The organism is Blattabacterium cuenoti (assembly GCF_014251695.1).
GTDB lineage: Bacteria > Bacteroidota > Bacteroidia > Flavobacteriales > Blattabacteriaceae > Blattabacterium > Blattabacterium cuenoti_T.
The window spans coordinates 560,383-581,961 of sequence record NZ_CP059195.1 but is presented as its reverse complement, the minus strand read 5'-3'; the positions used below and the strand labels follow the sequence as shown (position 1 = coordinate 581,961).

General features: G+C 24.5%; 21 protein-coding genes. 13 read left to right on the top strand and 8 right to left on the bottom strand.

Annotation, left to right across the window (positions count from 1 at the left end):
• Positions 1-88: 88 nt before the first annotated feature.
• Entirely contained in the window at positions 89-1,534 is a 1,446-nt protein-coding gene (locus H0H62_RS02810) for a hypothetical protein (protein ID WP_455708578.1), read from the bottom strand.
• 280 nt (positions 1,535-1,814) lie between these two features.
• Here H0H62_RS02810 and H0H62_RS02805 point away from each other — a divergent pair, with 280 nt between their 5' ends.
• From H0H62_RS02805 to leuB, 4 genes are read left to right on the top strand one after another with little or no spacing between them, the layout of a single operon-like run.
• Positions 1,815-3,038 carry a 2-isopropylmalate synthase gene (locus H0H62_RS02805; protein WP_185860677.1) on the top strand — a complete coding sequence of 408 codons (1,224 nt, stop codon included), beginning with the start codon at positions 1,815-1,817 and terminating at the stop codon, positions 3,036-3,038.
• A gap of 2 nt (positions 3,039-3,040) precedes the next feature.
• Positions 3,041-4,441: a 3-isopropylmalate dehydratase large subunit gene (gene leuC, locus H0H62_RS02800; protein ID WP_185860676.1), complete on the top strand. Its 1,401-nt coding sequence runs from the start codon at positions 3,041-3,043 to the stop codon at positions 4,439-4,441.
• Positions 4,416-5,015 (top strand): 3-isopropylmalate dehydratase small subunit, encoded by a 600-nt coding sequence (gene leuD / locus H0H62_RS02795; protein ID WP_185860675.1) that lies wholly within the window; start codon positions 4,416-4,418, stop codon positions 5,013-5,015. The genes leuC and leuD overlap by 26 nt, the downstream gene beginning before the upstream one ends.
• The gene (leuB, locus tag H0H62_RS02790) at positions 5,012-6,070 is read left to right on the top strand and encodes a 3-isopropylmalate dehydrogenase (RefSeq protein WP_185860674.1); all 1,059 of its coding nucleotides are present in this window, start codon (positions 5,012-5,014) and stop codon (positions 6,068-6,070) included. Before leuD ends, leuB begins: the two co-directional genes overlap by 4 nt.
• Here the strand turns inward: leuB and H0H62_RS02785 are convergent.
• Positions 6,057-8,708, bottom strand: coding sequence for a PD-(D/E)XK nuclease family protein (locus tag H0H62_RS02785; RefSeq protein WP_185860673.1), 2,652 nt, complete (start codon positions 8,706-8,708; stop codon positions 6,057-6,059). The two genes, leuB and H0H62_RS02785, sit on opposite strands and share 14 nt — an antisense overlap.
• The gene (locus H0H62_RS02780; protein ID WP_185860672.1) at positions 8,692-9,630 is read right to left on the bottom strand and encodes a bifunctional riboflavin kinase/FAD synthetase; all 939 of its coding nucleotides are present in this window, start codon (positions 9,628-9,630) and stop codon (positions 8,692-8,694) included. The genes H0H62_RS02785 and H0H62_RS02780 overlap by 17 nt, the downstream gene beginning before the upstream one ends.
• Before the next feature lie 76 nt (positions 9,631-9,706).
• Here H0H62_RS02780 and atpD point away from each other — a divergent pair, with 76 nt between their 5' ends.
• Together atpD and H0H62_RS02770 are read left to right on the top strand one after the other, a co-directional pair.
• Positions 9,707-11,215, top strand: coding sequence for a F0F1 ATP synthase subunit beta (atpD, locus tag H0H62_RS02775; protein WP_185861015.1), 1,509 nt, complete (start codon positions 9,707-9,709; stop codon positions 11,213-11,215).
• A gap of 4 nt (positions 11,216-11,219) precedes the next feature.
• Positions 11,220-11,468 carry a F0F1 ATP synthase subunit epsilon gene (locus tag H0H62_RS02770; protein WP_185860671.1) on the top strand — a complete coding sequence of 83 codons (249 nt, stop codon included), beginning with the start codon at positions 11,220-11,222 and terminating at the stop codon, positions 11,466-11,468.
• Here the strand turns inward: H0H62_RS02770 and pdxA are convergent.
• Positions 11,463-12,503, bottom strand: a complete 1,041-nt coding sequence (pdxA, locus tag H0H62_RS02765) for a 4-hydroxythreonine-4-phosphate dehydrogenase PdxA (RefSeq protein WP_185860670.1) — start codon at positions 12,501-12,503, stop codon at positions 11,463-11,465. The genes H0H62_RS02770 and pdxA overlap by 6 nt on opposite strands.
• A gap of 33 nt (positions 12,504-12,536) precedes the next feature.
• Here pdxA and H0H62_RS02760 point away from each other — a divergent pair, with 33 nt between their 5' ends.
• Positions 12,537-13,136 (top strand): riboflavin synthase, encoded by a 600-nt coding sequence (locus H0H62_RS02760; protein WP_185860669.1) that lies wholly within the window; start codon positions 12,537-12,539, stop codon positions 13,134-13,136.
• 6 nt (positions 13,137-13,142) lie between these two features.
• Here H0H62_RS02760 and H0H62_RS02755 read toward each other — a convergent pair whose 3' ends face one another.
• The gene (locus H0H62_RS02755; protein WP_185860668.1) at positions 13,143-14,729 is read right to left on the bottom strand and encodes a phosphoenolpyruvate carboxykinase (ATP); all 1,587 of its coding nucleotides are present in this window, start codon (positions 14,727-14,729) and stop codon (positions 13,143-13,145) included.
• An 88-nt stretch (positions 14,730-14,817) separates the two neighbouring features.
• Between H0H62_RS02755 and H0H62_RS02750 the strand changes: the two genes are divergently transcribed.
• From H0H62_RS02750 to yihA, 5 genes are read left to right on the top strand one after another with little or no spacing between them, the layout of a single operon-like run.
• Complete coding sequence (locus H0H62_RS02750; protein ID WP_185861014.1) at positions 14,818-15,087, top strand: acyl carrier protein; 270 nt, start codon at positions 14,818-14,820, stop codon at positions 15,085-15,087.
• A 24-nt stretch (positions 15,088-15,111) separates the two neighbouring features.
• Positions 15,112-16,359 (top strand): beta-ketoacyl-ACP synthase II, encoded by a 1,248-nt coding sequence (fabF, locus tag H0H62_RS02745; protein ID WP_185860667.1) that lies wholly within the window; start codon positions 15,112-15,114, stop codon positions 16,357-16,359.
• Positions 16,360-17,094, top strand: coding sequence for a ribonuclease III family protein (locus H0H62_RS02740; RefSeq protein ID WP_185860666.1), 735 nt, complete (start codon positions 16,360-16,362; stop codon positions 17,092-17,094).
• Positions 17,095-17,121: 27 nt separating this feature from the next.
• Positions 17,122-17,916, top strand: coding sequence for an alpha/beta fold hydrolase (locus H0H62_RS02735; protein WP_185860665.1), 795 nt, complete (start codon positions 17,122-17,124; stop codon positions 17,914-17,916).
• On the top strand, positions 17,891-18,523 hold the full coding sequence (gene yihA, locus H0H62_RS02730) for a ribosome biogenesis GTP-binding protein YihA/YsxC (protein WP_185860664.1): 633 nt from the start codon (positions 17,891-17,893) through the stop codon (positions 18,521-18,523). Before H0H62_RS02735 ends, yihA begins: the two co-directional genes overlap by 26 nt.
• On the opposite strand, the gene H0H62_RS02725 is transcribed toward yihA, so the two are convergent.
• The 3 genes from H0H62_RS02725 to H0H62_RS02715 are packed head-to-tail and all read right to left on the bottom strand — an operon-like array spanning position 18,490 to position 20,578.
• Positions 18,490-18,912 carry a type II 3-dehydroquinate dehydratase gene (locus tag H0H62_RS02725; protein WP_185860663.1) on the bottom strand — a complete coding sequence of 141 codons (423 nt, stop codon included), beginning with the start codon at positions 18,910-18,912 and terminating at the stop codon, positions 18,490-18,492. The genes yihA and H0H62_RS02725 overlap by 34 nt on opposite strands.
• A gap of 14 nt (positions 18,913-18,926) precedes the next feature.
• The gene (locus H0H62_RS02720) at positions 18,927-19,640 is read right to left on the bottom strand and encodes a pseudouridine synthase (RefSeq protein WP_185860662.1); all 714 of its coding nucleotides are present in this window, start codon (positions 19,638-19,640) and stop codon (positions 18,927-18,929) included.
• Positions 19,641-19,651: 11 nt separating this feature from the next.
• A complete protein-coding gene (locus H0H62_RS02715; protein ID WP_185860661.1) occupies positions 19,652-20,578 on the bottom strand; it encodes a mevalonate kinase family protein in 927 nt (308 codons plus the stop codon).
• A 106-nt stretch (positions 20,579-20,684) separates the two neighbouring features.
• On the opposite strand from H0H62_RS02715, the gene H0H62_RS02710 reads away from it, so the two are divergent.
• Entirely contained in the window at positions 20,685-21,572 is an 888-nt protein-coding gene (locus H0H62_RS02710) for an NAD kinase (protein ID WP_185860660.1), read from the top strand.
• Positions 21,573-21,579: the final 7 nt, after the last annotated feature.

The following is a 21,579-nucleotide window of genomic DNA, read 5'->3' as shown; positions in this document are numbered from 1 at the left end:
TGCTCTTTCAAATTTATCTTTATTATTTAAAGCTTTAATTCATTTTATTTTTTCATATTTTATGATTCTTTTTTTTAAAGTCATATTGTTATTGAATTAAATAATTTTGTTTTTTTTCACTTAAATTATTTTTTATGAATTTTTCTTTTATAATTAATTCTACAGATTTATTTTCTATTTTTGAATTTATCCAAGAAATAATATCTAAATATAGAAAGGTTCTTTTTTCATAAGGATGATCGTAATATTTAACTAATTTATCTCTCAATTTTTTAAATTGATTTTTAATTTGATGTGGATATATATTTCCTAAATTTTGAAAAAAATGAATAATTTTTTTTTGCACAATATACCAATCATCCATTTGGATAAAAAATTTATATGTGGATTGAATTTTTTGATCCATATTTTCATCTAATCCGCTTTCATAGCAAGCAATTAAATATAAAAGTCTCGCAAAACATTGTAAATCTTGTCGTAAATTTTTCTTTTTATTTTCTATAATCTTTGATAAATACCGTATAGCGTTTTTATTATCTCCACTACCAAAATACAAACAAGAAATTTTATAATAAAGAACCATAATATAATGAGAATCTAAACGATTAAAAATTTGATTCAATTCTATAAATAATGATGGAATTACTTTTTTCACTCCTTCCGAAAAACTTCCTTCCATATAATGTTTATTTATACGGTTTGTATATGTATACATAAAAATTAATATTTTAGTATTCTCATTTATCAATATTTCTCCATTTTTTACTTCTCTTTCAAATTTTTTAAATACATGAATAAATTTTGAATAATGATTCAAATAAAATAAGGTATCTAATAAATAATGATATCCTTTTAAATAACTTATAGGGGCTATTTTTTTAGCTTTTGTATAATTTTGAAATAATTCAACCCATTTATAAGATGATCTATAGCACATTACAAAATCTTGTCGGATATAATGATACCATACTTGAGCTTGATATAAAAATAACTTTTCGTAAAAACCAAGTTTATCAATATCAAATTTTGGAATATTTGTACGAAAATATGTTTCTATAAAAATTTTATCTTTTTCGTTTCTGACATATCCTACTTTTAAATATAAACCATATAATTCTAAAGAAAGGCTAGATAATGCGTTATTACATTGAATTCTTTCAATTAATTCTTTGGATTCTGCGGATAATTCTCCCGATCTAGAATAAAGACTTCTAGTTATATGTTGAGATTCTATCATTTTTTCAAATTCTACTAATTCTAATAGAACGGTATTAGATTCATAAGATCTTGCGATAATTTTTGCTTTTCCTAATAATTTTAAACTTTGTATATATAAGCCTTTATTGTATAAAATTTTAGCAAAATCTAAATATTCACGTATTTGTATGTCATGATTTTCTTCTGTATGCTGTAATTTTTTTATACTAATTAAAATTTGTTTATATAAATGAGCTTTTATGTTAGACAATTGTTCTTTTTTTATAATAGTATTTTTTAATATTTTTTGTTTATTGTAAAAACTCATTTTATTCATGATCTCGAATAGTATCATGAACTTCGCATATTTATTTTTTTTTATACGATTTGTATAAAGTCTAAAATTTCTTTTTTCGGATTTTGATAAAGTTTGAATTAATAAAAAAAGATGATCTGATTTATTATTATAATTAGACATTGTAATATTATAATGATATTTTATTTGATTAATAGAATAATATAAAATAATTTTACTAATTAGACATTGTAAGTCTTATAATAATTTATTTCTATTTTCTTTTTGTTAAAAATAGTTTTGATAAAAAAAATAAAATGATATGGGGAAAAAAAGAATACAAATTTTTGATACAACTTTACGAGATGGAGAACAGATTCCAGGATGTCAATTAAATGCTAAAGAAAAAATAAAAATAGCTAAAAAATTGGAATTTTTGGGAGTCGATGTAATAGAAGCTGGATTTCCAATTTCAAGTCCAGGAGATTATCAATCTGTTAAAGAAATTTGTAAATCGGTTTCAAATACAGTAATATGTGCCTTATCTAGAGCTGTAGAAAAGGATATAGAAATAGCGGGATTAGCATTAAAATATGCCAAAAGGCCGAGAATTCACACTGGAATAGGGACTTCAAATTGTCATATTCGTTATAAATTTAATAGCACTCCAGAAAAAATTATAGAAAGAGCAATTTCTGCTGTAAAATATGCAAAAAAGTTTGTTGAAGATGTAGAATTTTATGCAGAAGATGCAGGACGTACAGAAAATGAATTTTTATCAAAAATTTGTGAAAATGTAATTAAATATGGAGCTACGGTAATTAATATCCCTGATACAACAGGGGCTTGTTTACCAGAAGAATACGGAAAAAAAATACGTTTTTTAAAAGAAAATGTAAAAGGAATTCATAAAATTATATTATCGACTCACTGTCATAATGATTTAGGATTGGCTACTGCTAATTCATTATTTGGCGTTATGAATGGAGCGGAACAAGTAGAGTGCACTATTAATGGGATTGGAGAAAGAGCTGGAAACACTTCTCTAGAAGAAATTGTTATGATTTTTAAACAAAATTCTCATTTGAATTTATTTACAAATATCAATACAAAATTGATTTATTCTACAAGTTATTTAGTATCAGAATGTACGGGAATGAAAGTACAAGCTAATAAAGCTATAGTAGGAGTAAACGCTTTTTCTCATTCTTCTGGTATACATCAAGATGGAGTCATTAAAAAAAGGGAAACTTATGAAAGTATTAATCCAGAAGATGTTGGAATAAATAAATCTTCAATAATTCTAACAGCTAGAAGCGGTAGAGCCGCTTTAGCATTTCGTTATAAGAAATTAGGTTATTTTTTAAACCAAAATTATTTAGATTTGGTTTATTCTATTTTCTTAAAATATGCAGATGAAAAAAAAGAAATTACTGATATGGAATTAAAAATAATTTTAAAAAAAGCTAATTTTAATAACAAAAAAAATAATAAAGTATTGCATACTAATACGAATAATAATAGTTTAAGAATAAATGTTCTATAAAAATGTCAAAATCATTATTTGATAAAATTTGGTCCGCACATATTATTAAAAAATTGGAAAATAAAATATATGTTATTTATATAGATAGACATTATATACATGAAGTCACAAGTCCTCAAGCTTTTATAGAGTTAAAAAAAAGAAATTTATCTATTTTTAGACCAAATCAAATTATAGCTACGGTAGATCATAACGTCCCTACAATTAATCAGCATTTACCTATTTTAGACCCTCTATCTAGAAAACAAATAAATTTATTAACAGATAATTGTGAAAAATATGGAATTACATTATATGGATTAGGGAATAAAAATAATGGAATAGTTCATGTTATCGGACCTGAATTAGGTCATACATTACCTGGAATGACAATAGTTTGTGGAGATAGTCACACTTCTACTCATGGAGCTTTTGGTTGTATAGCTTTTGGAATTGGAACTAGTCAAGTGACTATGGTTATGGCTAGTCAATGTTTATTGTTATCCAAACCTAAAAAAATGAAAATACAATTAAATGGATGTTTAAAAAAAGGAGTTACTCCTAAGGATGTGATTTTATATATTATATCAAAATTAGGAGTATATGCTGGAGTTGGATATTTTATAGAATATATGGGGTCTACCATTCAAAAAATGAGTATGGAAGGGAGAATGACTATTTGTAATATGAGCATTGAAATGGGAGCAAAAGGTGGATTAATAGCTCCAGATCAAATAACTTTTGATTATGTTAAAAAATGTAAGGGGTTCAAAAAATTTAAAATTGAAGAGAAAAAAATTATAGAATATTGGAAATCTTTAAGAACAGATGATAATACTATCTTTGATAAAGAACATGTTTTTAATGCTGAAGATATTGAACCTATGATAACATATGGGACAAATCCTGGAATGTCAATCAAAATATCTGAAAAAATTCCTAAATTAAATAAATATCGTAAATCTCTGTATTACATGGGATTTTCATTAGGAGAATCATTAATAGGAAAAACGATTAATTATATTTTTATAGGAAGTTGTACAAATTCTAGAATAGAAGATTTAAGATTAGTGGCTACTGTAATAAAAGGGAAAAAAAAAGCTAATCATGTAAATGTAATGATCGTACCTGGATCAAATAAAGTAGTTAAACTTGTAAAAAAAGAAGGATTAGATAAGATTTTTAAATTTTCTGGATTTGATTTTCGTCAACCAGGATGTTCTGCCTGTTTGGGTATGAATGAGGATAAGATTCCTGCAGGAGAATATTGTATTTCTACTTCTAATCGAAATTTTGAAGGAAGACAAGGTCCAGGATCTCGTACTTTACTTGCTAGTCCTTTGACTGCAGCTATTGTAGCTATTGAAGGAAAAATTGTAGATATTAATAAATATATTCATGAAAAAATTTACGATGTTAATTAGTCAGGCAGTTCCATTACCTATAGAGGATATAGATACGGATCAAATTATACCTGCTCGTTTTTTAAAAAAGATTAAACGTGAAGAATGTGGAAAAAATATTTTTATGGATTGGCGTTATCAAAAAAATGGTTCTTTGAATAAAAATTTTATATTAAATAATTATAATTTTAATGGTAAAATCCTTTTATCAGGAAAAAATTTTGGATGTGGATCCAGTCGTGAACATGCTGTATGGGCTATTTTGGACTATGGATTTAGAGTAATAATATCTAGTTTTTTTGCTGATATTTTTAAAGAAAACGCATTAAATAATGGATTATTAACTATAGAAGTATCAGAATATTTTTTAAAAAAATTATTTAATACCGTTGAAAAAAATCCTAAAATTAAAATACAAGTTGATTTAATTCTTCAAAAAGTTACAATATTAAAAACAAGAGAATTTGATATATTTTATATCCATCCATATAAAAAAAATTGTTTTATCAATGGTTATGATGATATAGATTTTTTGATTTCTATTAAAAATGATGTAGAAAATTTTGAAAAAAATAGAAAATATTTTTTAATATGATAAAAAATATTTCTGTAATAGAAGGAGATGGGATAGGACCTGAGGTAATAAAACAAACTATAAAAGTTTTAAATTCCATAGCCATAAAATATGGACACAATTTTCATTATAAAAATAGTTTAGCTGGATCTAAAGCCATAGAAAAATTTGGAAATCCTATGCCAGAAGAAACTATAGATAATTGTTTAAAAGCAGATGCTGTTTTATTTGGTTGTATAGGAGAGCCGAAATATGATCATAATACAAGAGGAATGAGACCTGAAGATGGATTATTAAAACTTAGAAAAAAAATGAATTTATATTGTAATATTCGTCCTATAGTAGTCTTTCCTAACTTAGATAAGTCTCCTGTAAAAAAGGAATTATTAAATAAAGTTGACTTTATTATATATCGTGAATTAACAGGAGGGATTTATTTTGGGGAAAAAGGGCGTTATAACAATGGAAAAATAGCTTATGATTATTGTATTTATTCTAAATCAGAAATAGAGAGAATAGGAGAAATGGCTTTTAAAGCTGCTCTTTTACGTAAAAAAAAAGTAACATTAGTAGATAAAGCTAATGTATTAGAAACTTCTAGATTGTGGAGAGAAGTTATTAAAAAAATATCGTTTGATTATCCAGATATTTATATAGATTTTTTGTATGTAGATAACGCATCCATGCAAATTATTATGAATCCTCAAAAATTTGATATCATTTTAACGGATAATATGTTTGGAGATATTCTTTCAGATGAATCTAGCGTTTTAACAAGTTCTTTAGGATTACTGCCTTCGGCTTCTATAGGAGATTATAAATCCATGTTTGAACCTGTACACGGATCTTATCCTCAAGCAAAAGGAAAAAATATAGCAAATCCTTTGGGTTGTATTCTTTCAGGATCTATGATGTTAGGATATTTTGGAATGCATAAAGAAAAAAATATTATAGAAAAGGCTGTTAAAAATTCTATTGAAAAAAAAATATGTACACAAGATATTATTGATTTAAAATTATCTTCTACTACTGATGAAGTAGGGAATTATATAGAAAAATTTATTAAAAATCAATAAATTTTTCTATAATCGGCATTCTAGGATCTAGGATATCGGAAATTCTTTTAATAAGAAATGGAAGAACGTTTATTTCATAATCTGCATATGTTATATTTCTTTTTTTAGTATGACAAATATTTATAGGAACTTGGAATATGTTATTTCTATTCATTTCGGGAGAAACAATTCCTATAATAGGAGATTTTTTTTTACTGTCTTTGAATACGGAAGATTTAAACCATAAATAAACATAAATAAGCAATTGCATGGTTTTTGCATGATTTACATCATAAAAAATATTTTCAATATTTTTTAAAGAAATGTTGATTTCTTTAATTTTAGAAAACCCTATTTTATAATCAAGAATACGAATTTTTCCATCATACTCATCTATACGATCTATAATACCATGTAAATTTACTTTTTTTGATCCTATATTTAATTTTGCAGAAACTTTTCGTTCGATTTCTTTGATAAAAATTTTTCGTCCCTTTCTAATAAATTCTTCATCCCATGAAATAAAATTTTCTATATAATTTTTAATTATATAATAAAAAAACATATTATTTCCTTCAATGATTTCTTCTTTTTCTAAAAGAACTTCTTTAATAGTTTCTTCATAGTTTTTTTTCATTTTATGAATACAATCAATGGTCATCAAACTTTCTTTTATGGGATTATATAATATTTTTAATATTTTATGAATAATTTTTCCTATTTTTTTTTTATAATGTATTTTTTCTGGTTCATTTAACTTAAGTATTTTTTTATAATAGAATAGAAGAGGATTATAATTATATAAATGAATAGAAGAAGGAGATAATCCTTTATTGATTAATTTATGTAAACATTGAATTATAGATTTTGTTTTATAAATTACAATGGGTAGTCTTTTTGAAGTTATAGGAAAAAATGATTTTTTAATTTTTTCTATTTTAATTTTAGAAATGATTTCTATTCTATGAATAAAATGACTTTTTTCTCCAGAATTAATTTCATCTGGATGATTTTTATATATGAAATATCTTTCTTTTGAAAATTGAATAATTCTTGTTAAATGATGAAAATAAAAATTTTCATTAATATTATGAATTTGTAACTTTTTATATATATCAAAAGGAATGAGAGAATGATTATTATGACTTGGAGGGATAACTCCTTCATTAAAGGAAGTTATGATCACAACATCAAAATTTTCCAAAAAAATATCTATAAAACCTGTGATATATAATCCTTTTCTATTTTTACGAAAATATCGTATGTTTTCTGTTTTAGTAAACTGTTCATATATGTTAAATACATCATTAATTCCGAGATATAAATTTTTAGTTTTTCTAACTATTATTCTTAATTGTTGTATATAAATTTCTAGTTTAAAAAGAAATTTCAATTCTAAAAAATGTTTTCTACTATTCGTAATAAGTAATTTTTTGAATTTTCTAATAAAACCAATAATACTTATAAGAATCATTTTAATGTTATTGGTTTGAATTTTAAAAATAATCCATAAATTATTTTTATATAAATATTTTTTTATTAGATTTTCGCAAAAAAAATCCGAATTTTTTTTTAGATTCAATTTTTCTAAAATTGAATTTTTTTTTAAAAAAAATTTTTGAATATATCCATTGGATAATACTTTTATAACATCTTTTCTAGTAAATTTTGAAAATTTATTTTTATTTAATAGTAATTGAAATATAGAATAAAAAGTATAATAAATAGGAATATCATTTAATGGAGAATTAATATTAAAAGATATATCAATTTCTAATTTTCTTTTTATAGAATGTATTAGTGGAATAGTCAAATTATTATTCCCTGGTATTATAAGTATTTTATTAGGTTTTTGATCTTTTTTCATTAATTTACATATGATATTTTCCACAATTTTCACTTGTTCTATTTCTTTTGAAACACCAATAATTTTGAAATTATCATATTGTAAACGTGTTTTTGAATTCAAAATTCGTTTTTCATTAAAATGCTCTAAAGTTGAAATTGAAATATTTTTTTCACATAAATGATAAATTAATCCTTGTTGAATAATTTTTTTAGTTAAAATTTTCTCATATTCTGCAATATAATCAACAATAAGTAATACAATTTTTGTATTGAAATTATGATATAAAAAGGAATCTAAACGAGAAATGCCTATTTTAAAAAGCATTCCATGATAAGCAATTCCTTTTTTTAAAAGTTGAGATTGTAAAATATAATAGTATTTATGAATTTTTTCCCAAAAAAATAATTTTTTTTGTTCTAAAAAATTAAAACTCCATTTATTTATTTTTTCTGAAGAAATAATAGAAGAAAAAAAATGTTCAATATTAATCATATTGAAATCTATTTTCTGAAAATCATTTAATATTTTTGGTCCCCAATTAAAAAAATCATGAAATTTTTTTTCTACAAAATCATCTTTTTTTAAAAGAGAAAAAAAATAAAGCAATATAGAATAATCATCTAAAATTTTTAATCCAGAAATGTTTTCAAAGAATTTTTCTATTGTAAAAAATTTAGTTTCTGAACTAAATTTTGAACTATATTTAGTTCTAATATATTCTATAATAGTAGAATCTTTTGATATAAAAATAATTTTATGATTTATATTTTTCAATATATACTTAATAATTTTATTAATTTTTTTTTTCACAAGAAAAAAATTTTTGTATATTTATTTTGTCTGTATATATTTGTTTTTTTAATTTTTGTATGGAATTAAATTTTTTTTCTTTACGTATTCTACGAATTATTTGAATATCTATTTTTTTTCCATATATATTTTCAAAAAAATTGAATATATGAACTTCAATTTTTATTTTTTTATTTTCTTTCTCTATAGTAGGGTTTATTCCTATATTCAACATACCTGAATACAGGTTATTTAAATAATTAATTTTTACAGCATAAACCCCATTTTTAGGAATTAATTTTTTATAGTCAATTTGTAAATTGGCTGTGGGAAAATTCATCATTCTACCTATCCCTTTTCCTTGTATGACTTTTCCAGATAATGTATAAAAATATCCCAAAGCTTGATTCGCCCATTGTATATTTCCTGATAAAAGAGATTCACGTATATAAGTAGAACTAACTATTTTTTTTATTAGTTTGAAAGGACCAACTTGATAAACTTTTACTCCATAACTATGATGTAGTTTTTTTAATTCTTTATAAGAATTATCTCTATTTTTTCCAATATGAGAATCATACCCAGTAATGATTTGTTTAATTTTATATTTTGGATGTAATATTTTTTTTAAAAAATCTATTGTTCTTAATCTTGAAAAATTTATAGTAAAAGGGTGAATTATCAAATGTTCTATTCCTGTTCTTTTTAAGTTATATATTTTCTCAGAAAGAGTATTTAAGTAAAAAAAATTTTTATCATAATTTAATATTTCTTTTGGATGTGGATGAAAAGTGAGGAGAACAGAACTATATTTTTTTTTAGATCTAAAAATTAAATTTTTAATAATTTTTTTATGACCTATATGAACCCCATCAAAAATTCCAAGTGTTAATACACATGGATATAAAGAAGAAAATTCATCGATTGATGAATAAATTTTCAAAATTTTTATCTTTTTTCTCTTACATTTACAATAACAAATATAATTGTATAAATCTTTAAAAAAAAGGGGTTGCATGATGCATAAAAAAAAATTTAAAGGAATAATTACTCAAATTATAGGACCCGTCATTGATGTTTCTTTTAAAAAAGGATCTTATCTTCCTAAAATTTATGATGCTTTGGAAACCTATTCTTCTAAAAAAAATAAAATAGTATTAGAAGTTCAACAACATATGGGGGATAGGAATGTTCGTTGTATATCTATGGAAGTAACAGATGGATTACAAAGAGGGCAAGAAGTTTATGCATTAGATCAACCCATTTGTGTTCCAGTAGGGGAATCTATTAATGGGAGGGTTTTTAATGTCTTAGGAGACTGTATAGATGGATTAGGAAATATAGATAGATATCAAACTAAACCAATTCATAGTCAATCTCCTGCATTTGTAGACTTATCTACTGATGCAGAAATTTTGTATACAGGAATTAAAGTTATAGATTTAATAGAGCCTTATCCTAAAGGAGGAAAAATTGGATTATTTGGTGGGGCAGGAGTTGGAAAAACTGTATTAATACAAGAATTAATAAATAATGTAGCAAAAGGACATGGAGGACGATCTGTTTTTGCAGGAGTTGGAGAAAGATCCAGAGAAGGAAACGATTTATTAAGAGAAATGTTGGAATCTGGAATTATACAATATGGAAAGTCTTTTATGGAATCGATGAAAAAAGGATATTGGGACATTTCTAAAGTAGACAAAGAATCTTTGAAGGAATCTAAAGCAGCTTTTGTTTTTGGTCAAATGAACGAACCTCCTGGAGCTAGAGCAAGAGTTGCTTTATCTGGATTAACATTGGCTGAATATTACAGAGATCAATATTTAGAAGGGGGAAAAGGACAAGATGTATTGTTTTTTATAGATAATATATTTCGTTTTACTCAAGCTGGATCAGAAGTATCTGCATTATTAGGAAGAATTCCTTCATCAGTAGGATATCAACCTACTTTATCTTCTGAAATGGGGGCAATGCAGGAAAGAATAACTTCTACAAAAACAGGATCTATCACTTCAGTGCAAGCCGTTTATGTTCCAGCAGATGATTTAACAGACCCCGCTCCTGCTATCACATTTTCGCATTTGGATGCTACTACTGTTCTTTCCAGAAAAATAGCATCTTTAGGAATTTACCCCGCCGTAGATCCTTTAGATTCTACATCAAGAATTTTATCTCCAGATATAATAAATGAAAATCATTATAATTGTGCACAAAGAGTAAAGGAAATTTTACAAAAATATAATTCTTTACAAGACATTATAGCTATTCTAGGTATAGAAGAATTAAATGAAGAAGATCAATTAATAGTATCCAGAGCTAGACGTGTTCAACGTTTCTTATCTCAACCGTTTCATGTGGCAAAACAATTTACAGGAATAGAAGGAGAATTTGTAAAAATTGAAGATACTATAAAAGGATTTAATATGATAATAGATGGGAAATTAGATGCTATACCAGAGGTTGCTTTTAATTTAAAAGGGACCATTGAACAAGTTATAGAAAGCGGAAAAAAAATGTCATCAATATAAATATATGAGAATAAAAATTATTAGATTTCATAAAATTTTGTATCAAAAACATATAATTTCTATTATAGCTCCTGGATCCCGTGGATATTTTCAAATATTAGAAAATCATGCTCCATTTATATCTATATTAAAGTATGGATTTTTAAAATTAGAATTAGAAAAGGATAAAAATAAAAAAAATGTAAAAAAGGAAATTAAAATAGAAAGTGGAATTTTACAAGTGAGAAAAAATATAGTTATTGTAATTTTATAATAATTTGGATAAACTGAATTTCATATATTCTTTTCTATTTTTAAATATTTTTATAGCATAAAAGATCGCTTCTTCAAATGAATTTTCATTTGCAATTCCTTTTTTAGCAATATCATAGGCAACTCCATGATCAGGAGATGTCCGTATATGAGAAAGACCAGCCGTAAAATTTACTCCCTGATTAAAAGTTATAGTTTTAAAAGGAATTAATCCTTGATCGTGATACATAGCTAAAACAGCATCAAAATTTAAATAACTTTGGTTTCCGAAAAAACTATCTGAAGAATAAGGACCAAAAACTAACCATCCTTGTTTTTGAAATAAGTTATCAATAGCTGGTTTAATTTTTATTTTTTCTTCATTTCCTATCAATCCATTATCACTTGAATGCGGATTACATCCTAAAACCGCAATTTTAGGTTTTTCTATAGCAAAATCAATGATAAGAGATTGACGTAATATTTTAATTGATTTTATTATTTTTTTAGTATTTAATTCTGAACTTACTCTTTTCAAAGGTAAATGATTGGTAACTAAAGCTATTTTTAAAATATCGTGAATCATAAACATTAAAGATTCTCCTTCTAAAATATTTTGCAGATATTCAGTATGACCGATAAATGAAAAATTTTTGAAATTCATGTATTTTTTATTAACTGGAGCTGTTACAAGTACATCTATTTTTCCTTCTTTTAAAGCTTTTACAGCTTTTTTTAAAGATAAAATGGATAATTTTCCTGATTCAGGATGATGAATTTTTATAGATTCAAATTTCATGTCTTCTTTCCATATGTTGAATACATTTATTTTATAATCAACAACTTCTTTAAAATTTTTTATTTCTCGTATATTGTTTATTTCAAAATTTAAAATTTTTTTATAATAAAAACATATCTTGGTAGATCCAAATAATATTGGAGTAAAAAAATCTAAAAGTTTTTTTTTAGAACATACTTTTAAGAAAATCTCTATTCCTATTCCGTTAATATCACCCGTGGTAAATCCCACTTTAATTTTTTTTTTTTTATAATTCATATAATACATTAATTTAAAAAAATATAAATCATTATGTTTACTGGTATAGTAGAATACACTACAAAAGTATATCAATTAAATCGTGAGAAAAATAATCTTTGTATAACTTTTCATAATCCATTTTGTAAAAACGAAATTAAAATAAATCAAAGTATTTGCCATAATGGAATATGTTTAAGTATAGTGAATATCCATAAAAAAATTTATTCAGTAATAGCTTCTGAAGAAACTTTATTATGTTCCAATTTAAATTTTTTAAGAATTCAAGATGAAGTGAATTTAGAAAGAGGAATTTTATTGCAGAATAGATTAAACGGCCATATAGTTAAAGGACATGTAGATACGATTGCTACGATTATTAAGATTGAAAATAGAAATGGAAGTTGGCTATTTTTTTTTAAATCTAAAAATAAATTGAATCATCTAGTTGTAAAAAAAGGTTCTATTGCTATTAACGGAATAAGTCTTACTATAATTACATGTGATCGATATACGTTTAAGGTCTCTATTCTTCCTTATACTTATGAAAATACCAATCTTCATATGATGAATGTTGGTGATATTGTAAATGTAGAATTTGATATATTAGGAAAATATATTAAAAAATATTGCAAAAAATACAAAAATTTATAAATATGCTTATTCTAAAATAGGTTCTCCGGATAAAATATTTTTGTCTATGTTTTGTCTATATGTATCAAAATTTTGAATAAATTTTTTAGCAAGTATTTTGACTTGATTTTGATACATTTTTTTATTTTTCCACGAATTTTTAGGATTCAATAAAGAAGAAGATACTCCTGGACAATATTTTGGGATTTTAAAATTAAAAATGGGAGATATTTCGTATGGTACTTTTAATAAAAAACCATTCAAAGCATTTTGTACAATTTTACGTGTATCATCTAATTTAATGCGAGATCCAAATGAATCCCCTCCTGATATCAATCCAGTGTTTACCATCCAAACATTGATTTCAGTATTCTCTAATTTTTTCATTAACATTTTTGTATATTGTACGGGATGTAAAGGCATAAAAGGAGCACCAAAACAAGAAGAAAAAGTCGCTTTTGGTTTTTTTTGAATATTAAATTCAGTTCCAGCTACTTTAGATGTATATCCTAATAAAAAATAATAAGAAGATTGAGCTTTATTAAGTTTAGCTATAGGAGGTAAGACTCCAAATGCGTCATATGTTAGAAAAAAAATATTTTTTATATTAGAAGACAATAGTTTTTTTTCAATATTTTTTATAAAATAAATAGGATAGCTTATTCTCATATTTTGAGTAATGCTGTCATTAAAAAAATCTACTTCTCTAGTTTCTTTTTTGAAAATTACATTTTCTAACATAGCTCCTTTTTTTATAGCATGATAAATCATCGGTTCATTTTTTTTAGAAATACCCAATATTTTGGCATAACATCCTCCTTCAAAATTAAATACAATGTTATCATAAGTCCATCCATGTTCATCATCTCCAATCAAATTTCTATTAATATCATTAGAAATAGTAGTTTTTCCTGTTCCGGATAATCCAAAAAAGATAGCTGTATCTTTTTTGTGTTTTCCTACATTTACGGCACAATGCATTGGAAAAACATTCCTATATGTAGGAAGTATAAAATTTAATACAGAAAATATAGATTTTTTAATTTCTCCTGTATATCCTGATCCTCCAATCAGAATTATTTTTTTAGAAAAATTTAATATAGAAAAATTTTTATTTCGTGTTCCATCTTTTATAGGATCAGCTTTAAATCCTGGAGCACATAATAATAACCAATCTGGTAAAATAATTTCTAATTTTGTAAATCTAAAAAATAGATTGTGAATAAATAGATCAGACCATGGATATTCACTAATAGAACGTACATTTAATTGATAACGTTTATCCGAACAAAGATATCCATCTCGGATATATAACGTTTTTCCCGATAAATATTGAGATACTTTTTGATATAAAAAATCAAATTTTTCTGAATCAAAAGATTGATTATACTTTTCATCCCACCAAATTTTTTTTTCTGTAATATTATCTTTAACAATAAATCTGTCTTTTGGAGACCTACCCGTAAAAACACCTGTATTTACAGCTAAAACTCCTGATTTTGTTTCAATTCCCATGTTGTTTTGAATAATAATTTGTTGTAATTCATAAGGCGTCAATTGCCAATTATATGAAGAATTCGAAATCCCATAATTTTCTAGAGAAAAAAAGATCATATGTCATGTACTGTTTATCCGTAAAGCAAATTTATATATGATTTACAAAAGTTTGCTAATTTTGTATCATAAAAAAAATTTTGAATCTATGTCTGATATAGCATCCAAAGTCAATGCTCTTATTGTAGAAAAATTAAGCGTAGAAGAAAGTGATATAACTCCTTCTGCTAGTTTTACCCATGATTTAGGAGCAGATTCCCTAGATATAGTAGAACTCATTATGGAGTTTGAAAAAGAGTTTAATATTAGTATTTCGGATGAAAAAGCTGAAAAAATAACAACAGTAGGTGAAGCCGTACAGGCTATAGAAAATCTTTTGATGGATAAAAAGAATGCAGAAGAAAAAAAAACTGATTAGACAGATATTTTTTTATGTATGGATATGGAAAAACTTAAAAAAGTAGTAGTTACTGGGATTGGTTCTATTACTCCTATAGGAAATACTGTAGAAGAATATTGGGGTTCTCTTGTTAACGGAAAAAACGGTTGTGCCCCTATTACTTATTTCGATACTAAAAAATATAAGACTAAATTTGCTTGTGAACTAAAAAATTATGATCCAAGTATTTTTTTTAATAAAAAAGAAAGACGAAAAATAGATCCTTGTGCACAATATGGCATTGTTGCTTCTGAAGAGGCTATAAAAAATAGTGGAATCGATTTTTCAAAAGAAAAAAAAGAAAAAATAGGAGTGATTTGGGCTTCTGGAATTGGAGGCCTTTTAAATTTAGAAGAATCTATTTCAGATTATATACATGGAGGAAAATATCCTAGATTTAGTCCATTTTTCATTCCAAAAATGCTTATAGATATTACAGCTGGTTTTATTTCTATGAATTATGGTCTTCATGGTCCAAATTATGCTACAGTATCTGCTTGTGCTTCTTCTTCTAATGCAATTGTAGACGCTTATCACTTAATATGTTTAGGAAAAGCTGATATTATGGTTACTGGAGGATCTGAGGCTGCGATTACACAAAGTGGAGTAGGTGGTTTTAATGCTTTACATGCATTATCTACCAGAAATGAAGATTATAAAACTGCATCACGTCCTTTTGATGAAAATAGGGATGGGTTTGTATTAGGAGAAGGGGCAGGGTGTCTTATCCTTGAAGAATATAAACACGCTAAAGAAAGAGGAGCTAATATATATGCGGAAATAGGAGGAGTTGGAATGTCTGGAGATGCTTACCATATTACGGCTCCTCATCCAGAAGGAAAAGGAATTATTTTAGCTATGAAATCAGCTATTAAAGATGCAAAAATTAAATGTAATGAAGTTGATCATATTAATTCTCATGGAACATCTACTCGATTAGGAGATATTGCAGAAATAAAAGCACTTGAAGAAGTTTTTCATAAAAATATACACAATATTAATATTAATTCTACAAAATCAATGACTGGACATTTATTAGGTGCAGCTGGAGCAATAGAAGCAATAGCTTCTATTCTACCTTTAACAAAGGGAATAATACCTCCAACTATAAATTTATTCCATATAGATAAAAATATAAATACAAAAATTAATTTAACTCCAAATAAAGCGATCAAAAAAAAAGTAAAAATTAGTATATGCAATACTTTTGGTTTTGGAGGACATAATGTTTCTATTTTATTTAAAAAATAAATGTTATTTGAAAATAATACTTTTTTTGAAAAAAATGATTATTCTATCTTAGTTGGTAAATTGATAAAAATATTAGGCTTTTGTCCAAAAGATACCAAATTTTTAAAGGAAGCATTCATATATAGTTTTTCCACGAAAAAAAGGAATTTAAATCAAAATTATTCTATTTATTTTCAAAGATTAGAATTTTTGGGAGATGCTGTATTAAATTCTATTATATCACATTTTTTATATAAAAAATTTCCTAAAAAAAAAGAAGGGGAGTTAACTCAAATACGATCTAAAATAGTATGTAGAAAAAATCTAAATGAAATTTCTAGAAAATTAACGATTGCAGATCTTTTTTTCGATCAATCTATGATATCTGATAATATATTCGGAAATACCCTTGAAGCTTTAATAGGGTTTATTTGTTTAGAAAAAGGATATAAAAGTTGTGAAAATTTTGTATATAAAAAAATATTACATCCTCATGTCAATATAAAAAAATTGCAAAATGAAATTTTCAGTTATAAAGGATGGATTATAGAATGGGCTCAAAAAAATAAACTTTTCATAAATTTTAAAACTTTTAAAGAAAATAAAAATCAAAATAAAATTATTTATTTATCTGAATTTACAATATCAAAATCTGGAATTCAAACTAAAGGGAGAGGTTCTTCGAAGAAAAGATCAGAAGAAATGGCAGCTAAAGAAGCTTACTTTATTGTTTATAAATCAATAATGAAATACTAAAAAATATAAAAAAAATCATATGATGTTATGTTTGATCTTATTAAAAAGAAAGAAAAAAAATTTCCTCATATAAAAAAAGGGAAAGGTCATCCTTTAATTTTGCTTCATGGGTTAATGGGAGGATTAAGTAATTTCAAAGCTATTTTAGATTTTTTTCCAAAAAAAGGTTATCAAGTTATCATTCCTACATTACCTCTTTACAAGCTTCCATTATTCTTGACTAATATCTATAACATATCTAAATATGTTACCCAATTTTTAATGGAAATAGGAATTCAAAAGGCTACTTTAATAGGAAATTCTCTCGGAGGACATATTGCTTTAATCATAGCAAAAAAAAGACTAGATTTAGTCCATTCTATGGTTTTGACAGGAAGTTCAGGATTATTTGAAAAAGCTTTCGGAGACGCTTTTCCTAAAAGAGAAAACTATGAATATATTCGGAAAAAATCACAAGAAGTATTTTATGATCCTAATATAGCTACAAAGGAATTAGTAGATGAAGTTTTTCATATTGTTAATGATAAAAAAAAAGGAATCAAAATTTTATATATTGCAAAAAGCGCTATGAAATATAATATGTCTAAAGATTTATCTGTTATTAAACAACCTATTTGTTTAATTTGGGGAAAACAAGATAATGTCACTCCCCCAGAAGTAGCAAAAGAATTTCATAGATTGTTACCTCATTCAGAATTACATTGGATAGACAAATGTGGCCATGTTCCAATGATGGAACATCCTAAAATATTTATAGAAATATTAGAAAAATGGCTTTCTAAATTTGATTTTAATCATGAAAATTTTTTCTGTAAAATTTAAAAAAAGTTTAAAAAATATTAATCAATTATTCATTCATAATTTTCCTGAATATGCTTTTGTAGGACGATCTAATGTAGGAAAATCTAGTTTGATAAATAGTATAGCTCAAAAAAAAATAGCTAAAGTTTCTTCTTCTCCTGGAAGAACACAATGTATTAATTATTTTTTAATAAATCATAAATGGTATTTGGTCGATTTACCAGGTTATGGATATTCTTATGTAAAGAAAAATAAAAAAAAAACGCAAAAATTAATTACAGATTATATTTTTTACAAAAAAAATATTATTGTTTTATTTTTATTAATAGATTGTAGATTTCTTATGCAAGAAATAGATTTAAATTTTATACAAAAATTAAACGATCCAAAAATACATTTTTATATTGTATTCACAAAAACAGATAAATTTAAAAATCATAGAGTGATTGATGAAAATATTTTATTCTGTATTGATAAAATTAAACAAAATGGTTTTCCTATTATGCCTATATGGTTTAAAGTTTCCGTAAAAAATAAATATGGAATCAATAATTTAATTCGATATATCAAAAAATTAAACAATTTTTATCAATCTCATAAACAAAAACTCATTATTCCTAATTCATAAGATTTTAATCCAAATCCAAAAATTGTTCCGTTACAAACAGGAGAAAGAAATGATTTTTTTCTAAAAGATTCTCTGGAATAAATGTTAGAAATATGAACTTCTATAACAGGAGAAGAAATAGATTTTATGGCATCAGCAATTCCTATAGAAGTGTGAGTATAAGCCCCTGCGTTAAGGATGATTCCATCCGATTTAAATCCTACAGAATGTAGTATATCTATAATTTTTCCTTCACTATTATTTTGATAATAAATAATTTTTATATTAGAATATAATTTTTTTTTTAATTCATTCAGATAGTTTAAGAAATTTTTATTCCCGTATAATTCAGGTTCCCTAATTCCTAAAAGGTTTAAATTAGGACCATTAATAATGGTAATTACTTTCATACATGCAAAAATTATTATTTAATAATATTTTCTATTTTGTCTTTATTTAAAAAACACCAATTTCCTATTTTAAGATTTTTTTTAGTAAGTCCACCAAAATTAATCCTATCTAATCGAATTACTTTATAATTTAGTTTTTTAAAAATTCGTTTAATAACTTTATTCCATCCTATATATAATCCTATTTCTATTTTATTTTTAGCGTTTTTTTTATTTACAAAAATGACTTTTACTTTTCCTTCTTTTAGGTAAATTTTTCCTTTTCTTATTTGATCTAAATCTTGATTTCTAATTTTTTTATTTAATGATACATGATATATTTTTTTTATATGATATTTAGGATGAGTCAATTTTTCAGCTATATTCCCATCATTTGTTAAGAGTAAAACTCCTGTGGTCGAATAATCTAATCTTCCTACAGGAAAAATCCTATTTTCAGGAAAACAGGAAATTAAATTCATTACTGTTTTTCTATTTAATTGATCTCGTTGACGTGTAGTTGTAATAAATCCTTTAGGTTTATTGAGTAATATATAAATTTTATTTTTAGATTTTATTTTTGATCCATGAAATTTAACAATATCATTTGTATGAATAACAGTTCCTAATTTGAAAACAGGTTTTCCATTCACTTCTATTGCTCCAGATTGAATAAGTTGATCCGCTTTTCTTCTAGAAGAAATTCCTGCATTGGATAAATAATGATTTAATCTAATTTTATGATGCATAAAAGAATAAATTAAAAACGAAAAAGGACTTCCATTGTGTATTTCTTCAATTTGATTCTGGATAAGTTATAATTTTGAGTAAAACCTAAAATAAAACCACCTCCTCCAGACCCACACAATTTTAAATAATAAATATTATTGAATATTCCATTTTTCCATATTTTCCAAAAGTTTTTGGATATCATAAATCGAAAATGATTAAAAATCAAAGTAGATAATAGTTTTACATTTGTAAATAAAATTTTAAAATCTTCTTTTAAAAAAGCTTCAATACATTTCTCATTATATTTTATAAATTCTACAAATAAAATTTTTTGAAATTTATCATGTTTTAGTTTATTTAAAAAAAATTTTATCATAGTATCAGATTTACTAGGGGCTCCAGAGTTTAACAAAAATACTGCTCCTTTTCCTTCATTTTTTTTTGGAATCCCTATTATAGAAATATCTGTTTTAGATCGAATGAGTAAAGGTTTATTTAAATAACAGATTAAAGGATCTATTCCGGAACTTTTTCCATGAAAAAAAGATTCCATTTGACTGAATATTTTTTTTAATATTATAATATTGTGTTTAAAAGATCCTTTTAATTTATTTTTTGCGTATTTATCATAAATAGCAGCTACTAATGCTCCAGAGCTTCCCACTCCATATCCCTGAGGAATATTTGAATGAAAAAATATTCCCTTTTGTATATCTTGATGTAATTTATTTAAATCCAATTTTGTTAAAATTCGTTTTTTTTTTTCTAAAATGGATAAAAAATTATAAAATTTCTTAATCTCATAATTGGAACATAAAATATCTTTATTCAATTCGGAATGGATTTTTAAAGTTCCTTTATAAATATTATGAGGAATAGAAAGTCCACTATAATTTTTCAAAATTCCATATTCTCCAAATAACAATATTTTTGCCGGGAACAAAGATTCTTTCATCTTGTATTTTATTTTTTTAAAAAATTAATCTCTTTATTTTATCTTTGATTAAAGATAATAAAACAATTAATTTTTAAATTTTATTGTTTTTTAATAAAATTAAAATATGAAAATAGCCATATATGGACAAAAATTTTACGAAAAAAATATACCATATTTAAATCAGTTCATAGGCTATGTATCTAATCATTCAATAGAGATTCATATTGAAAAATCATTTTTTAATGTTTTGTCTTCTTTTAAAGAATTCAAAAATTTAGATTTTCCTGTATTTTCTCATTATAAGGAATTAGCCTATAAAAATTTTGATTTAATGTTTACTTTTGGAGGAGATGGGACCATATTGTCTGCTATTACATTAATTAGAGATTCTGGTATTCCTATAGTTGGAGTCAATACGGGAAATTTAGGTTTTTTGGCAACTTTTAATAAAGATGTTTTTATAAAAAAAATAGATCAAATTTTTAATAGAAAATTTCATATTATGCCTAGAAGTTTATTATCGTTAGAAACTTCTGTAAAAAATTATCGGAAGTTTTTTAATTTTGCATTAAATGAAATTGTGATTCTTAGAAAAGAAACAGTTTCTATGATCACTATAGATGCTTATATAGATGATGAATTTTTAACTTCTTATTGGGCCGACGGATTGATTATTTCTACCCCAACTGGATCAACCGGGTATTCTTTAAGCTGTGGTGGGCCTATCATAAGTCCTGAAAATAAAAATTTCGTCTTGACACCTATATCTCCACATAACTTATTTTCACGTCCATTAATTATATCAGATCATAAAAAAATATATTTAAAAATACATAGTCGTGTAAAATCTTATTCTTTGTCTATGGATACTAGATTAATTTCTTTGAATCAGAAAAATGAATTATCCATTAAAAAAGCTCCTTTTTATATATATATTTTTCAAGAAGGAAAAAATACATATTATAAAACATTAAGAGAAAAACTTTTATGGGGAATGGATCAACGAAATTGAATATAAA

Coding starts and splice junctions, on each gene's coding strand:
- H0H62_RS02810 (WP_455708578.1), bottom strand. CDS start 1,534: ATGAATAAAATGAGTTTTTACAATAAACAAAAAATATTAAAAAATACT.
- fabF (WP_185860667.1), top strand. CDS start 15,112: ATGGAAAAACTTAAAAAAGTAGTAGTTACTGGGATTGGTTCTATTACT.
- leuB (WP_185860674.1), top strand. CDS start 5,012: ATGATAAAAAATATTTCTGTAATAGAAGGAGATGGGATAGGACCTGAG.
- yihA (WP_185860664.1), top strand. CDS start 17,891: ATGAAAATTTTTTCTGTAAAATTTAAAAAAAGTTTAAAAAATATTAAT.
- H0H62_RS02710 (WP_185860660.1), top strand. CDS start 20,685: ATGAAAATAGCCATATATGGACAAAAATTTTACGAAAAAAATATACCA.
- H0H62_RS02750 (WP_185861014.1), top strand. CDS start 14,818: ATGTCTGATATAGCATCCAAAGTCAATGCTCTTATTGTAGAAAAATTA.
- pdxA (WP_185860670.1), bottom strand. CDS start 12,503: ATGAATTATAAAAAAAAAAAAATTAAAGTGGGATTTACCACGGGTGAT.
- H0H62_RS02755 (WP_185860668.1), bottom strand. CDS start 14,729: ATGATCTTTTTTTCTCTAGAAAATTATGGGATTTCGAATTCTTCATAT.
- H0H62_RS02720 (WP_185860662.1), bottom strand. CDS start 19,640: ATGCATCATAAAATTAGATTAAATCATTATTTATCCAATGCAGGAATT.
- H0H62_RS02735 (WP_185860665.1), top strand. CDS start 17,122: ATGTTTGATCTTATTAAAAAGAAAGAAAAAAAATTTCCTCATATAAAA.
- H0H62_RS02725 (WP_185860663.1), bottom strand. CDS start 18,912: ATGAAAGTAATTACCATTATTAATGGTCCTAATTTAAACCTTTTAGGA.
- H0H62_RS02740 (WP_185860666.1), top strand. CDS start 16,360: ATGTTATTTGAAAATAATACTTTTTTTGAAAAAAATGATTATTCTATC.
- H0H62_RS02760 (WP_185860669.1), top strand. CDS start 12,537: ATGTTTACTGGTATAGTAGAATACACTACAAAAGTATATCAATTAAAT.
- leuD (WP_185860675.1), top strand. CDS start 4,416: ATGAAAAAATTTACGATGTTAATTAGTCAGGCAGTTCCATTACCTATA.
- H0H62_RS02715 (WP_185860661.1), bottom strand. CDS start 20,578: ATGAAAGAATCTTTGTTCCCGGCAAAAATATTGTTATTTGGAGAATAT.
- atpD (WP_185861015.1), top strand. CDS start 9,707: ATGCATAAAAAAAAATTTAAAGGAATAATTACTCAAATTATAGGACCC.
- leuC (WP_185860676.1), top strand. CDS start 3,041: ATGTCAAAATCATTATTTGATAAAATTTGGTCCGCACATATTATTAAA.
- H0H62_RS02770 (WP_185860671.1), top strand. CDS start 11,220: ATGAGAATAAAAATTATTAGATTTCATAAAATTTTGTATCAAAAACAT.
- H0H62_RS02805 (WP_185860677.1), top strand. CDS start 1,815: ATGGGGAAAAAAAGAATACAAATTTTTGATACAACTTTACGAGATGGA.